Genomic DNA, 13,314 nt, shown 5'->3' with positions numbered 1-13,314 from the left:
GCCCTTCCGGGTTTGACAATGGTCTGAACGGAAAATCCGGCGGCTCCGAGGGGCCGCCGGTCTGTTTCTTCGCGCAAGCCGTTGACTCAACCGGGGCAGGCGGCACCGGTTTCGATCCAGTTCTCCGCCAGTTCGGCAAAGGCCTCCCAGGTGCCGGGCGCCGGGGTGCGGCCTTCGCCCGGGGTCCAGGCCCAGCCGACCAGTGAGTCATGGCCCATGTGGTGCGCCACCTCGGTCATGGTGCGGCCTCCATTGCGCTCTGGATCCTTCAACTGGGCGCAGATCTCCGGCACGGTCGTGCCGACCCAACCCATGCTGGCGGGTGCCAGCTGCCAGTGTCCGTTGCCGGGCACCGAGCCGCTTTCCCCCAGAAACGGGCGGTTTTCTTCGCCGTGGCAGGTGGTGCAGCGCATCGCGACAACACCGAAGTTGTCCTCGGTACGCGGCACTGGCGGTGAGTGCGGTTTGCGCTCGTCACCCTGCAGCGGCCCGCTGTTGACCGGGTGGCAGTTCATGCAGCGCGGGTGAGTGATGACCTTGGCCATTTCGCCGAAAATCGCAGCAGAGCGCGCCTCTTCGGGGGCAATGCCTTCGAAAGCCTCGACAGTTTTCAGGCCATTCACCTCTTGGGCGGCGGCTGTGCCGCCGGCGGTGAATTGCGCGAGCAGGGCCGCAACGGTCAGGGCCGCAGCGCGTTTGATGAAGTTCATTGTCCGGTCTCCTTTTACGCGCGCACCAGCGGCAGGCGGCGCACTGGCTGGCCTTTCAGGACACGCCAGGCGTTGCTGACGGCCGGCGCAATCGGCGGGGTGCCCGCTTCTCCGATGCCGCCGGGTTTTTCACTGCTGACGGCAAGATCGATCTCGACCTCGGGCATCTCGTGGATCCGCAGCAGGCGGTAACTGTCGAAGTTCTCCTGCTCGACCTGGCCGTCTTCGGCAAACGTGATCTCGTTGAACAGCGCGGCGCTGAGCCCATAGCCGAGCCCGCCTTCGATCTGCGCCTTAACCACATCGGGGTTGATGGCGATGCCGACGTCTGCGGCCACCCAGACCTTGCGCACGCGGGGTTCACCGTCCACCTCCGAGACCTCGGCGATATAGGCGAAATGGGCGTCATAGCTGGGATGCAGCGCCACACCGTAGGCCTTGCCGTCAGAACCGTTCACTCCCTGCCAGTTGGCCATTTCCGCCACGCGCTCCAGCACCCTGCGGTCGCGCGGGGACTTGTCGCCCAGCAGCTCCAGACGGCCCGCGACCGGGTCTTTGCCCTTGGCCTGCAGCACCTCGTCCAGGAACACCTCGTTGGCGAATGCGGTGTGCGAGTGGCCGACTGAGCGCCACCACAGGTGCGGCACCTTGCTGTCGGTCGGCACCCAGCGGGCCTCGAACGCGCCAAAGTCGTAGGGCTTGTGGATTGAGCCCTCAACCGAAAAGGGGTCGACACCGTTCTGGATCACCACTTCGAAGGCGGAGCCGCCCATGATGCTTTCGGTGGCGAACTTGTCTTGCCAGCCGATGATGCGGCCGGTTTCGTCCAGCGCGGCGCGCTGGCGGTGGACGGCCTGCGGGCGGTAATAGGCGCCCTGGATGTCGTCCTTGCGGCTCCAGACCAGCTTGAAGGTGCCCTGGCCGCCGGCCTTGGCCACCTGGGCCAACTCCTGGGCGAACTGCGAGTCATACTGGGCGCGGCGGCCAAAGCTGCCGCCGGCCATCAGGGTGTTGATCGCCACCTGCTCGGGCGCGATGCCGAGGATATTGGCGGTCACCTGCTGGTCGACGGTCTGCATCTGGCTGCCCATCCAGATCTCGGCCGCATCGCCGCGATTCTCGATCACACCGTCCATCACCTCCAGCGGGGCATGGGCGAGGAAGGGCAGGCGGTATTCGGCCTCGATCACCTCAGCGGCACCGGCAAAGGCCGCGTCCAGATCGCCATAGGTTTCGGCAACCACGCCTTCACCCGTCGCAGCGGCGGCGGCGACCTCGTCCATCTGCTCCTCGGCAGAGCGGGTTTCGGCCTCGCTCAGATTCCAGTCGATCTCAAGCGCATCGCGGCCCTTGAAGGCGCAGTAGGTGTTCCTGGCATAGACCGCGACGCCGGTGGGGATGGTCTCGACCTTCTCGACGCCGTCGATGGCCAGCGCGGCGGCGGCATCGACGGATTTCACCTTGCCGCCGATCCAGGGCGAGTGTGCGACGGCAACGGTCAGCATCCCCTGCCGGAAGACGTCGAGGGTGAACTGCGCCGCGCCGGTGGTCTTGTCCGCGGAATCAAGGCGCGGGACGTCCTTGCCGATCAGCACGAAATCCGCCGGGTCCTTGAGCTTGGGCTCTTCGGGCGGGGTGCTGTCCTGGGCGGCGGCGACGAGTTCGCCGAATTGCGCCGACTGGCCGCTGGCGGCATGGCTGACGACGCCCTTGGCGACGGTGATCTCATCCTCGGGAACGCCCCATTCGCGGGCAGCGGCCTGCACCAGCATCGAGCGCGCTGCGGCGCCGGCCTGGCGCATCTGGGTGAAGGCATTGCGCACCGCGGTGGAGGCGCCGGTGCCCTGAATGCCAAATGCGAAGTTCTGGTAAGTGGCGGTGTCCGCAGGCGCATGTTCGGCGCGCATCTGCGACCATTCGGCGTCCAGCTCCTCCGCGACGAGGGTGGCAAAGCCGGTGAACGGGCCCTGGCCGAATTCAATATGCTTGACGATCACCGTGACGGTGTTGTCCTCGGCGATGCGGACGAAGGCGTTGAGGCTGACAGGGCCGGAGGCCGCCTTGGCCGCCATCTTGCCGCCAACAGGAAGATGTGCGCCGATGATAAGGGCTGCGCCGCCGGCCAGGAAGCCGCGACGGGTGGGCGAGAACTTGGTCATGGATCAGGTCTCCAGCATCTTGGCTGCGTTGTGGATCGCCTTGCGGATGCGCACGTAAGTGGCGCAACGGCAGGCGTTGCCGGCCATCGCAAAGTCGATATCCTCATCCGTCGGGTTTGGGATTTCGGTCAGCAGGGCTGCGGCGGCGATGATCTGGCCGGACTGGCAGTAGCCGCATTGCGGCACGTCGATGTCGACCCAGGCCTTGCGCACTGCGTCGGCCTCGGGGCCTTCAAGCGCCTCGATGGTGACGATTTCGGAGCCTTCGAGCGCTTCGACCGGAGTGACGCAGGAGCGCATCGGCATGCCGTCGACCATGACTGTGCAGGCACCGCATTGGGCAATCCCGCAGCCGAATTTGGTGCCGGTCAGGCGCAGATCGTCGCGCAGCGCCCAAAGCAGCGGCGTATCGCCGGGAACGTCGAGTGTGACGTCCTTTCCGTTGATGGTGAGGTCAGTCATTTCGGGTGTCCTCCTTTAGCTGGTCCTGGAGATTGGCTTCAACGCCTTTTGGCGCTACCCTGCCGAGAGTGGCAGGGCCGGGGATGGGGTGGTTCGCGCTTACCGTTTCACTGCAGGTTTCGAATCGCAACCGGTATACTTTTAGTAACCTTGTGGCCAAACGAAGCCCGCGAAGCAGGGCCAGGGCCTAGAGGCTGACTTCCGGAGACGCGAAATTGATTGGTTTCCAGTTGGGTTTGCGGTCCTTCTCGATGATCGCGGCTCGCACGCCTTCAAGAAAGTCGCCTTCGGCCAGACAGTATGACGCGGCGTTCAGATCGCGGGCCAGACAGCGGAGCAAGCTGGAATCTTGCCGCGCTGCATCCAGCAGTTTCAGTGTGAGCTGGAGGGAAATCGGCGAGGCTCGGCGCAATGCAGCGGCTGCTTTTTGCGCCCAGTCCTGGCGATTCTGCTCCAGCCGCTCAGCGATTGCTTCGGGCAGTTGTCCTGCAAACGTCTCCGCCACGGCTTTAGGATCGGGCAGGGTTCCGGGACCGGGAGGTTCGCTGAAAGCCGCGATCGGGCTTGCGTCCGCCGCTTTCATCAACGCGCTGGTCAGCGCTGGCAGCCGGTCGGAGGGCACAAAACTGTCTGCGAGTCCCAGCGCGATGCAGTCGGCGGGACCAAGCCGAAGCCCGGTCAGCGCAATCAGCCGCGCCAGCCCTTCGGGAGCACGGGCCAGCAGGTGGCTGGCGCCCACATCGGGCACCAGGCCGATGCCGCATTCGGGCATCGCCAGCACGGTGCGCTCGGTGACGACACGGTGCGCGCCATGGGCCGAGATGCCGAAGCCGCCGCCCATCACGATCCCGTCCATCAGCGCCACATAGGGGGTGCCGAGGCTGGCAACCTGGGCGTTCAGAGCATAGTTTTCTGCCCAGAAATCGGTGCAATAGGCGTTATTGCCCGCAGTGCCCTCGGCATAAAGCCGGGCCACGTCGCCACCGGCGCAGAAGGCCCTGTCCCCGGCGGCATCGGCGACGATCAGCTTTACCCCTGGGTCGGCTTCCCATTCCGACAGGATGCGCGACATGCGCTGCACCATTTCACGGGTCAGGGCGTTCAGCGCCTTGGGGCGGTTCAGGGTAATCCGCGCGGCTGCGCCAGCTTTGGTTTCTTTAACTTCGGGTTCCAGCATTCCGGTCTCCTTTGGCTTGAACCAGTTGCGGGAAGGGGTCACGCGGGATGCGTGGCCCCGCGTTCGATGCGGTAGCTGCGGTCCAGCAGATCGGCGCAGTGGTGATCGTTGGATTCCGCGATCAGGATCGACATGCCTTCGGACTTCAGGTCCCGCAGGATTTCCGAGATCCGCCGCGCCAGCACAGGGGCGATGCCCTCGGAGGGCTCATCCAGCAGGATCAGCCGCCCGCCCATCATCAGGGCGCGGGCCAGCGCTGCCAGTTTCTGCTGGCCGCCGGACAGTGAGGTGGCGCTGCGGCCGCGGAACTCGCGCACCTCGGGCATCAGGTCATAAATCCATTTCAGCCGGTCATGATAGTCGGGGATGTCTACCGCCCAGACCGGCATCATGATGTTTTCCTCGGCCGAAAGCTGCGGTACCAGCTTGCGGTCCTCGGGCATGTAGCCGATGCCGATGCGGGCGCGGTCTTGCGGCGGAGTGGCGGGCAGCTGGTAATGGTCAAAGCTCATCGTGCCGGACTGTGCCGCCAAGAGCCCCATGATCGCGCGCATCATCGTGGTCTTACCCGCGCCGTTGGGGCCGATCAGGCCCACCATCTCGCCGGTGTTCACGGTTAGCGCACTGCCGCGCAGGATCGGCACCGGGCCGATGGAGACGTTCAGGTTGTTGATCTCAAGCATAGGCTGCCTCCGCTTGTCCGGTTTGGGCGCGGGTGTCGCCGATCACCAGTTCCCGCACCTTGGGGTCGATCAGCGCCCGGGCGGGCGGGGCGTCGCAGATCACCTCGCCCGAGAAGAAGGCGAGCACCCGGTCGACGTAGCGCTCGACGATTTCCATGTCGTGCTCGATGAAAAGGACGGTGGTGCCAGAGGCCTTCAGCGCCGACATCACCGTGTCCATGATGGCGAACTTTTCTTCCGCGGCGACGCCGGAGGTGGGTTCGTCCAGCAGCAGCATCCTGGGGCCGCTGACCACCGCCATGGCGATGTCGAGCAGCTTGCGCGAGCCCTGAGACAGCGCGCTGGCCTCGTGTTCGGCCACATCCGTGAGGCCGTAACGGGCCATGATCGCGTCGCATTCCGCCAGCAGTTCCGGCCCGGCGATGGGGCGCAGCAGCGCGCCGCCCTTGCGCCGGGCCAGGGCCAGTGCCGACAGGAGGTTATGCCGCACGCTGAGGGTCATGAACACCTGGCTGACCTGGAACGAGCGGGTGAGCCCCTGATGCACCGCCAGCCGCGGCGCGATGCCGGTGATGTCGCGGTCCAGGAACCGGATGGTGCCGCCCGAGGGTTTCAGGTAGCCGGTGACCATGTTGACGAAGGTGGTCTTGCCCGCGCCGTTGGCACCGATCACGCCGACCACCTGGCCTGCGGGGATGTCGACGTTGATGTCCTTGGCCGCGGTCACGGCGCCGAAGGATTTCTGCAGGTCCTTGACGGAGAGGATGGGCGCATCAGTCATGACGGAGCCTCCGGATAAAGGGGATGCGTTCCAGCAGCGACCAGATGCCGCCGGGCAGGAAGAAGATGATCAAGAGCAGCGTGCCGCCGACGATCAACTGCCAGGCGTGTGGGGCGATCTCGAAGGCGTAGGTGCGCAGGAACTCGAAGATGATGGCGCCGATGAAGGGCGCCAGCACGCTGCCCGGCCCGGCCATGATGGTGATGAAGACCAGCTCGCCCGAGACCGTCCAGTAGACCATGCTGTCGGGGTCGACCTGTCCCAGCGCCATCGCCATCATGCCGCCCGCTGCGCCGGCCAGGGCGGCCGAGATCACGTATTTGATGTGGATCGCACGGGCCACCGAATAGCCCAGGTATTCCACCCGGATTTCGTTGTCGCGGATCGCGGTGGTCAGCCGTCCGAGGGTCGAGCGCAGGTACATCTGCACCAGCACCGCCAGCGCCAGGCAGACGGCGATGATGGCGGAGAACAGCACCTGCTTGCCCTCGGGCGCCCAGCCCAGGAAGGTGGTCTGCGACACCGAGAAGCCATCGGTGGACCCCAGCGCCTCGGTCTTGACCAGGATGCCGTAGAGCACCATCGAAAACGCCAGCGACAGCATCGCAAAGAAGATGTCGCGGTAGCGGCGCAGGATGAAGCCGAGAGCGAAACCCGCGACCACCGCAACAAGCATGGCGGCGAGGATGCGCAGGGCAAAATCGCTGAGGCCCAGCCAGTGCTCGGACAGCGCCACCGCATAGGCGCCCAGCCCGAAGTAGAGCCCGTGGCCGAAGGACATAAGCCCGGTGCGCCACAGCACCAGAAGCCCCAGCACGGCGGCGCCGCGCGCCAGGCCGAACATCATGTTGTCGACGACCCAGGCCGGCAGCATCAGCCCGGCGGCGGCCAGCGCCAGCAGCGCCAGTGCGGTCAGCCGCACCGTCTTGTCGGATAGAATTGCGTGCAGCATCAGATTTTCCTCGCCTTGGCCGGTGCAAACAGCCCCTCGGGGCGCACGATCAGAACTGCGGACATCACCAGGAAGATCACGAACAGCTCAAGCTCCGGCAGCTTGTGGACCGCCAGGGCGCGCAGTAGGCCGACCAGCAGCGCGCCGATCAGCGCGCCGGGGATCGAGCCCATGCCGCCGATCACGACAACGGCAAAGCTGAGCACGATGACATCGACGGCAAAGCCGGGCGCCACAGACACGGTGGGCGCGATATAGGCGCCGCCAAGCGCGCCCAGCACGGCGCCCGCGCAGAAGGTGACGACAAACAGGCGGCGCACGTTGATGCCGACGATCAGCGCCATCTCGCGGTCATGGATGACGGCGGTGATCAGCTTGCCCCAGCGGGTGCGGGTCAGCATCCACCAGCTGCCTGCAGCGACGAGCAGCGCGACGCCAAACAGGGTCAGCGAATAGACGTCGCGGAAGATGCCGCCCATCTCGACACTGCCCAGTGCCACCATCGGTTGGTAGGCGAAATAGGGGTTCACGCCGAAGATCAGCAGGATCAGGTCCTCGAGAATCAGGAACACCCCGAAGGTGGCGAGCACGATCAGGATCTCCTCGTGATCGTAGAGCCGGCGCAGCACGATCCGCTCGATCAGCAGGCCCAGCACGATGCCGACCGCCAGCGCCGATCCGGCGATGATCAGGAAGGCGAACCAATCGGGCAGCCCCATTTCGGAGGCGGCGCCGATGAAATAGGCGGCGGTGTAAGCGCCCCAGGCGTAGAAGCCGCCATGGGCCACGTTCAGGATCTTCATCACCCCGAAGATGATGGTGAGCCCCGCCGCGACGATGAACAGGTACGAGGCATAGACCAGCCCGTCCAGAAGTATGGTAAACAGCAGTTGCATGTGTATTTTCCTCCTCCCTCTCTCTCCAGCAGCGGGCAGGGCAGGGGCGCCCCGCCCGCCACCGGGGAGAACCGGGGTCAGCAGCTGGCGCCGGGCATGCCGGCCTCAAGCCATTCGATGCCGGTTTGGCCTTCCGGCGGCATGATGCAGTCCGCGGGGTAGAACACGACGCCGGTGGCTTCCGGCTCGCCGGTCTTCTTGTTCCAGCCGGTGATGCCATAGCCCACCGGATGCACCGCCTGATGGCCTCCGCCAAGCGCCATCGAGACGCGGCCGCCGAAGCTGTCCCATTCAAGTCCCGTCAAGGCGTCGATGATCTGCGCCTGCTTAGGGAAGCCGCCGGCCGCTTCTGCCGCCTTGTCCATGGCGATCTTCAGCGCCAGGACGGACTGTGCGTACTGGTAGGACGGCCCCAGGGGGTATTCGCCGTATTTCTCCTTGTAGCGGTCGACGAACCAGCGGTTCAGCGGCGTGTCCAGATTGCGCACCAGCAGGCCGTATTCGCCGCGGGTGCCCATCACCACGCCTTCGGGGAAGCCCTTGCCCAGACGGTCCACCGCCGAGGCGCCGAGCGTCGAGATGAAGGTCTTCTGCCGGAAGAAGCCGCGCACATTGGCCTGCAGCACGAAGGCCTCCATGTCGCCGTCCCAGAAGCTGGAATGCACCAGCGGCGCCTTGTCGAGCGACAGGGTGGAGATCTCGGTGCCGAACTGGCCCGCGAACAGCTTCGGGAACTGCGGGTTGTCCGAGGCCGCGGTGTCCGGGTTGATGGTCTTCATCGCCAGGTCGAAGAACTTGTAGCTGTCCTGGCCCCAGGCGTAATTCTGGTTGATGCCGGTATAGGCAGGCGCATCGCCGAACTTGTCGCGCACGTAAAGCGCCGCCGCCACCCCATCGCCGACCGCGTGGCCGGTGGTGCGGAAGACGTAGTCCTTGCCGCCTTCCTCGAACAAGCGCGGCGAGCCGCAGACCGGGATAATGGTCAGCGTCTTCAGCTCTTCGGCGACCGGCGCCACCGACAGGCAGGAGCCCGACGAGATATAACCGATCACAGCGTCCACGCCCTGTTTCTGGACGAGGTTGCGGTATTCAGCGACTTGCTTGGTATTGCCGCCGGCCTCGTCCACGAAAATCGGGGCAAGCCGCGCCCCGGCAAAACCGGGGGTATTATAGGGGGCGGGCAGCTCGCCTGCGTTGATTGCTTCGATGACCAGTTCGGCGCCCTGGTGGCCCGGTACACCGAACGGCCCGGCGGCGGGGCCGGACAGAAAGGTGACGATGCCGACCTTGAATTCCTCCTTGGCGGCTGCGGGTAGCGCATTGAGCGCGGTGCTGGCCGCAAGGCCGAAGACGCAGGCAAGTTTCAACAGGTTGGGTTTCATGGTTTTTCCTCCCTTAAAGTGTTGCGGCCACGGGTTGATCCCCCAGCGCGATGTCATGGATTTCCAGCCCCGCGCCGTTCAGGCGCACGGCTTGTTTGCGCTGCCATTCGCCGGTTTCCTCCGGGAAGTCGCTGCGCATGTGGGTGCCGCGGGATTCCTGCCGCCTCCGCATCGCCAGGCACATGGCCTCGGCCAGACGGGCGACTCGGGCTAGGCGTTGGACCTCGGTAAAGCCGTCGAGATCGGCCCAGCCCAGTCCGGCAATTTCGACCTGCAGGGTGCGGATCTGCGCCAGCGTTTCCGTCAGCAGCTCGTCGGAGCGGGCTGGGCCAAGGCCCTTCTGGGTGAGCTGGCGCACCTGTGCCAGCAGGTCCGCGGGGAGGGCGCCGTTGCCCGCGCGCCGGGTTGGGGGCGGATTGTCGGTGGAACGCGCCATGTTGGAACGCGGCTGCAGATTGGCGGCCGCGTGGCGGCCGGAGATGGCGCCATAGGTCATCGCCTCGACCAGCGCGGTGCCGCCGTGGCGGTTGGCGCCGTGCAAACCGCCGGCCACCTCGCCCACGGCATAGACGCCGGGGATCGAAGTTTGACCGTCGGTGTCCACCCGCACGCCGCCGAGGGTGTAGTGCGACGAGGGCGAGATCCGGACCGGGCGCTCGCGGTAATCCGGCACGTGTTTGGACAGGAAGGTCGCGGTCAGCGAGTCCGGCGCCCATTCGGCGTCCTGGGTTTCGCGGAAGTCGATGAAGACCTCGCGCCCCTCGATGATCTCCGACTGGATGATGAAACTGAGGAAGTCCCAGTTGTGCAGCGCGGCCAGCGCCGACTGGCCGGGGCCCATGTGTTTCAGGATCAGGTCCTCGCCGTCGGAATTCACCAGCTTGGCGGTGGAAGGGTAGTCCGGGTAGAGGAAGATCGCGGGTGCGCCTTCTTCGTTCACCGCCAGCGGGTAGAACTGGATGAACTCCATGTCGACCAGCTCGGCACCCGCTTCCAGCGCCATCGATTGGCCGTCGCCCAAGAGGTTCTGCGGGGTGTCGGTGAACTCATAGACGCCCTGCATCCCGCCGGTGGCCAGGATCACTGCCCGGGCGGCGATTTTCACTGGAGAGCCGTCCAGATCGGCCCAGACGCTGGGTCCCTCGCGGTGCAGCGACAAGGCGCTGCCCTTGATCCGGCGCACGCTGCTGGATTTGACCGCCTTGCGCAGTTGCGAGAACAGCGCCGTGCCGTGGGTGGAGGAGAACTCCATCATCAGCCCGGTCATGTCCTCCGCACCGTCGCTGCCGTAGGTTTCGTCCAGGATGTCTTTGCCGCGCATTCCGGTGGACCGCCGCACCCGGTATCCGCGCGGGGCGCGGTCGACAGGGATGCTGTACTTTTCAATGATCGCGCCCATTTCGGCGGGCGCCTCATCCACCAGCCGACGCAGCAGGGCGGTGTCGCACAGCCCCTTGCCGGTTACGTCGGACATGGCATCAAAGACCTCCTCCTTCGGGAAGCCGTCATGCGCGGCATAGGTCAGGAAGCCGGTGGAGATCGCGGTCGAAGAGGCCTGCCCGTTGAACAGCAGGACAACATCGGCGCCCGCTTCGCTTGCTGCCAGGGCCGCGACCTGGCCTGCGCTGCCTTCTCCTATGACGAGAATGTCGGTTTCGATGATATTAGTCACTTGTTCCTCCTGATGTCTCAGCTTCAAGGCTACGGCTGCGGGGCGGCGGGGCCGCTGCTGAACCGGGGCAGGAGGCAGAAATATTATTCTTTATTTATTAGCGGCTTGCGGAGCTTTCGTCTGACTGGCGCAAGTGATTGGTGTCAAAAATGAACCTATATGATATCAAAAATGACACCAAGTCGGGGTCGGGAGGCACAGGCATGAAACGCGAATCGGATATTCTGGACATGTTGCCCTTTGGGGTGCTCAGGCTGCAGGGGGAGCGGATCACCTATGCCAACCGGATGCTGCGCAGCCTGTTTGACGGCGGGCTGACGACGCTGTCTGAACTCGCCGACCGCTATCCGGAGCTGGAGGATCTGCGCCGCCGCGACGGGGCGGAGCAGGCGCCGGCCTGGATCACCATCAACGCCTCGGTGTTTTGCGTAGCCAGCGTCCGGCGCGACACTGCGGTGGAGCATTATTTCCTGCCCAGCTGGTTCGTCTCGGCCACCGACGAAGGGCTGAAGGCGCTGCAGGATAATTTCGACGATTTCGTCGAAATCTTTGAAAACTGCTTTGATGGCATCTACGTCGCGGACGGGGCGGGACGCACCCTGTGGATGAACGCCGGTTTTGAGCGCTGTTACGGCCTGAGCGCGCGCAACTTCCTGGGGCGCGACGCCAGCAAACTGGAACGCGAGGGGTATCTCGATCCGCTGATCACCTGGAAGATCATCACCACCAAAAAGCGCCAGACCGCGCTGCAAACAACGAAATCCGGGCGCAAGGTACTGGCCACCGGCATCCCGCTGATGGCGCCGGACGGCACGGTGCGGCGGGTCATCATCAATTCGCGCGACACGACTGAGCTGATTGAAATGCAGGGTAAGCTGACGGCGGCTGAACAGGAGATCCGAAACTACGAAAGCGAGTTGCGGGAAATCCGCGAGAACGCGGCGCAGGATGGTGAGTTGTTCTGGGCCAGCGAGGACATGCAGGAGACCGTCCGTCTTGCAATGCGGGTGGCGCGCACAGATGCGGCGGTGCTTATCAGCGGCCCGTCTGGTGTTGGCAAACGCAAGCTCGCGGATTTGATCTTCCGTTACAGCAAGCGCAGCCGCAAGCGGCTGCTGCGCTTCGGATTTGGCGGCTTACCGGAAGCCGCGGTTATGGAGGAGCTGTTCGGCAAGGAGGCAGCCGAGGCTGGCCGTGACGAGGGTCTGCTGGCGCGGGCAGTTGGCGGCACCATGATCTTGGAGCGGGTCGACCTGATGCCGCCGCGGGTTCAGGAAAGGCTGTCCTCTTGGCTGCGTACAGGAAAATCACGCCTTGGCCGCGAAGGCAGGGACCTGCGGCTGATCGCAACCAGCCGCGGCGATTTGAGCGCGATGGTTAACGAGGGCAGATTCCGTGAAGATCTGTACTACCGCCTTGCAGTTGCTGAGATATGCATTCCGCCTTTGCAAGACCGCGTCGCGGACATTGCCGGGCTTGCGCAGCATTTCCTAGAAGCTTTCAACATGCTGCACGGTGCGGAGAAATACTTTGACCGCGCGGCAATTAACCGTTTGGCGCGCTGGACCTGGCCGGGCAACGTGCGGGAGCTGCGGACCATGGTCGAGCGGATGGTTGTCACCGGGGAGGAGGCACGCATATCAGCGGCCATGGTTGAAGCCGCCTTTGCCGGAGCGACAAATCCGGTGATCCCGCAGGGTGGGATGTCAGGCCGGGTGCCAGCCGAAGAAGTGCGCGACAGGGTCCGGGCCTTTGAGGCTGATCTGCTGCACGATCAGGTAGCCCGCGCGGGCAGTATTCAAAAGGCCGCCGATGCGACCGGTATCAGCGTTTCCACGATCAAGCGGAAGCTTGCCTGGAGGAAGGTCTCGGAGGCAGCCGGGACAAAATTGTCAGAATGACCCCGCCTGGCGCCGGGCGCGGCCTTTCAGCAGAGCGGGCTTCGGTCCACATCATGCTCCTAGGCCGCGGGCAAACCTGCCTACTTCGCGGCGATGACCTCTACTTCGACCTTGAACTCTTCGCGTGTGAACCCGGAAACGATCAGCAGGGTTGAGCTGGGGACCCGCCCGGTTCCGGCCAGGAATTCATCCCGCGCGCGCATGTAGCCGGCCATGTGTTCGCGGCTGGTGACATAGGCGGAGATATGGGCGGTATCACCGGGCCTCATATCCCCCTCGCGCAGGATTTCCGTGATGTTTTCGAAGCAGACGCGGGCCTGATCATAGCTGCTTTCGGGGATCGAATCATCTGCGCGAATGCCAAGCTGCCCCGAGGTCACAATGACCCGTTTGCCAGCCGGAATCTCAGTGCCATGCGCATAGGCGGCGAAAGGCGGCCGAATAGTGGTTGGGTTTAAGGCTTTCATTTCATGTCCTTTTTTCCGATCTCTTAAAAGGCTTGCAAGAGGGAAAAGAGTTTGCAAGCCTAAAGACACTCT

Annotated in this window: 12 protein-coding genes; 1 reads left to right on the top strand and 11 read right to left on the bottom strand. The window is 64.6% G+C overall.

Annotated features, from left to right (window positions below):
* Window positions 1–86: 86 nt before the first annotated feature.
* The 10 genes from KUV26_RS17820 to KUV26_RS17775 all read right to left on the bottom strand — a co-directional run bounded on the left by KUV26_RS17820 (window position 87) and on the right by KUV26_RS17775 (window position 10,874).
* Window positions 87–710: an Isoquinoline 1-oxidoreductase subunit gene (locus KUV26_RS17820; protein WP_261399965.1), complete on the bottom strand. Its 624-nt coding sequence runs from the start codon at window positions 708–710 to the stop codon at window positions 87–89.
* A gap of 14 nt (window positions 711–724) precedes the next feature.
* On the bottom strand, window positions 725–2,869 hold the full coding sequence (locus KUV26_RS17815; RefSeq protein WP_222509373.1) for a xanthine dehydrogenase family protein molybdopterin-binding subunit: 2,145 nt from the start codon (window positions 2,867–2,869) through the stop codon (window positions 725–727).
* A gap of 3 nt (window positions 2,870–2,872) precedes the next feature.
* The gene (locus tag KUV26_RS17810) at window positions 2,873–3,331 is read right to left on the bottom strand and encodes a (2Fe-2S)-binding protein (protein ID WP_222509372.1); all 459 of its coding nucleotides are present in this window, start codon (window positions 3,329–3,331) and stop codon (window positions 2,873–2,875) included.
* A gap of 187 nt (window positions 3,332–3,518) precedes the next feature.
* A complete protein-coding gene (locus KUV26_RS17805) occupies window positions 3,519–4,508 on the bottom strand; it encodes an enoyl-CoA hydratase/isomerase family protein (RefSeq protein ID WP_222509371.1) in 990 nt (329 codons plus the stop codon).
* Window positions 4,509–4,546: 38 nt separating this feature from the next.
* Complete coding sequence (locus KUV26_RS17800) at window positions 4,547–5,191, bottom strand: ABC transporter ATP-binding protein (protein WP_222509370.1); 645 nt, start codon at window positions 5,189–5,191, stop codon at window positions 4,547–4,549.
* Window positions 5,184–5,972, bottom strand: coding sequence for an ABC transporter ATP-binding protein (locus KUV26_RS17795; RefSeq protein ID WP_222509369.1), 789 nt, complete (start codon window positions 5,970–5,972; stop codon window positions 5,184–5,186). Before KUV26_RS17795 ends, KUV26_RS17800 begins: the two co-directional genes overlap by 8 nt.
* Entirely contained in the window at window positions 5,965–6,924 is a 960-nt protein-coding gene (locus tag KUV26_RS17790) for a branched-chain amino acid ABC transporter permease (RefSeq protein WP_222509368.1), read from the bottom strand. The genes KUV26_RS17795 and KUV26_RS17790 overlap by 8 nt, the downstream gene beginning before the upstream one ends.
* A complete protein-coding gene (locus KUV26_RS17785; protein ID WP_222509367.1) occupies window positions 6,924–7,820 on the bottom strand; it encodes a branched-chain amino acid ABC transporter permease in 897 nt (298 codons plus the stop codon). The genes KUV26_RS17790 and KUV26_RS17785 overlap by 1 nt, the downstream gene beginning before the upstream one ends.
* A gap of 77 nt (window positions 7,821–7,897) precedes the next feature.
* Window positions 7,898–9,202 carry an ABC transporter substrate-binding protein gene (locus KUV26_RS17780; protein ID WP_222509366.1) on the bottom strand — a complete coding sequence of 435 codons (1,305 nt, stop codon included), beginning with the start codon at window positions 9,200–9,202 and terminating at the stop codon, window positions 7,898–7,900.
* A gap of 13 nt (window positions 9,203–9,215) precedes the next feature.
* The gene (locus KUV26_RS17775) at window positions 9,216–10,874 is read right to left on the bottom strand and encodes an FAD-dependent oxidoreductase (protein ID WP_222509365.1); all 1,659 of its coding nucleotides are present in this window, start codon (window positions 10,872–10,874) and stop codon (window positions 9,216–9,218) included.
* A gap of 203 nt (window positions 10,875–11,077) precedes the next feature.
* Between KUV26_RS17775 and KUV26_RS17770 the strand changes: the two genes are divergently transcribed.
* On the top strand, window positions 11,078–12,775 hold the full coding sequence (locus KUV26_RS17770; protein WP_222509364.1) for a sigma 54-interacting transcriptional regulator: 1,698 nt from the start codon (window positions 11,078–11,080) through the stop codon (window positions 12,773–12,775).
* 80 nt (window positions 12,776–12,855) lie between these two features.
* On the opposite strand, the gene KUV26_RS17765 is transcribed toward KUV26_RS17770, so the two are convergent.
* Window positions 12,856–13,242, bottom strand: coding sequence for a RidA family protein (locus KUV26_RS17765; protein WP_222509363.1), 387 nt, complete (start codon window positions 13,240–13,242; stop codon window positions 12,856–12,858).
* Window positions 13,243–13,314 lie beyond the last annotated feature (72 nt).

The organism is Leisingera daeponensis, assembly GCF_019801465.1.
GTDB lineage: Bacteria > Pseudomonadota > Alphaproteobacteria > Rhodobacterales > Rhodobacteraceae > Leisingera > Leisingera daeponensis_A.
This window is presented reverse-complemented; position numbering and strand designations above follow the sequence as displayed.

What these genes read in the sequence shown, in the direction of transcription:
- KUV26_RS17765 (WP_222509363.1), bottom strand. Translation starts at nt 13,242, where the DNA reads ATGAAAGCCTTAAACCCAACCACTATTCGGCCGCCTTTCGCCGCCTAT.
- KUV26_RS17790 (WP_222509368.1), bottom strand. Translation starts at nt 6,924, where the DNA reads ATGCTGCACGCAATTCTATCCGACAAGACGGTGCGGCTGACCGCACTG.
- KUV26_RS17820 (WP_261399965.1), bottom strand. Translation starts at nt 710, where the DNA reads ATGAACTTCATCAAACGCGCTGCGGCCCTGACCGTTGCGGCCCTGCTC.
- KUV26_RS17815 (WP_222509373.1), bottom strand. Translation starts at nt 2,869, where the DNA reads ATGACCAAGTTCTCGCCCACCCGTCGCGGCTTCCTGGCCGGCGGCGCA.
- KUV26_RS17770 (WP_222509364.1), top strand. Translation starts at nt 11,078, where the DNA reads ATGAAACGCGAATCGGATATTCTGGACATGTTGCCCTTTGGGGTGCTC.
- KUV26_RS17795 (WP_222509369.1), bottom strand. Translation starts at nt 5,972, where the DNA reads ATGACTGATGCGCCCATCCTCTCCGTCAAGGACCTGCAGAAATCCTTC.
- KUV26_RS17805 (WP_222509371.1), bottom strand. Translation starts at nt 4,508, where the DNA reads ATGCTGGAACCCGAAGTTAAAGAAACCAAAGCTGGCGCAGCCGCGCGG.
- KUV26_RS17785 (WP_222509367.1), bottom strand. Translation starts at nt 7,820, where the DNA reads ATGCAACTGCTGTTTACCATACTTCTGGACGGGCTGGTCTATGCCTCG.
- KUV26_RS17800 (WP_222509370.1), bottom strand. Translation starts at nt 5,191, where the DNA reads ATGCTTGAGATCAACAACCTGAACGTCTCCATCGGCCCGGTGCCGATC.
- KUV26_RS17810 (WP_222509372.1), bottom strand. Translation starts at nt 3,331, where the DNA reads ATGACTGACCTCACCATCAACGGAAAGGACGTCACACTCGACGTTCCC.
- KUV26_RS17780 (WP_222509366.1), bottom strand. Translation starts at nt 9,202, where the DNA reads ATGAAACCCAACCTGTTGAAACTTGCCTGCGTCTTCGGCCTTGCGGCC.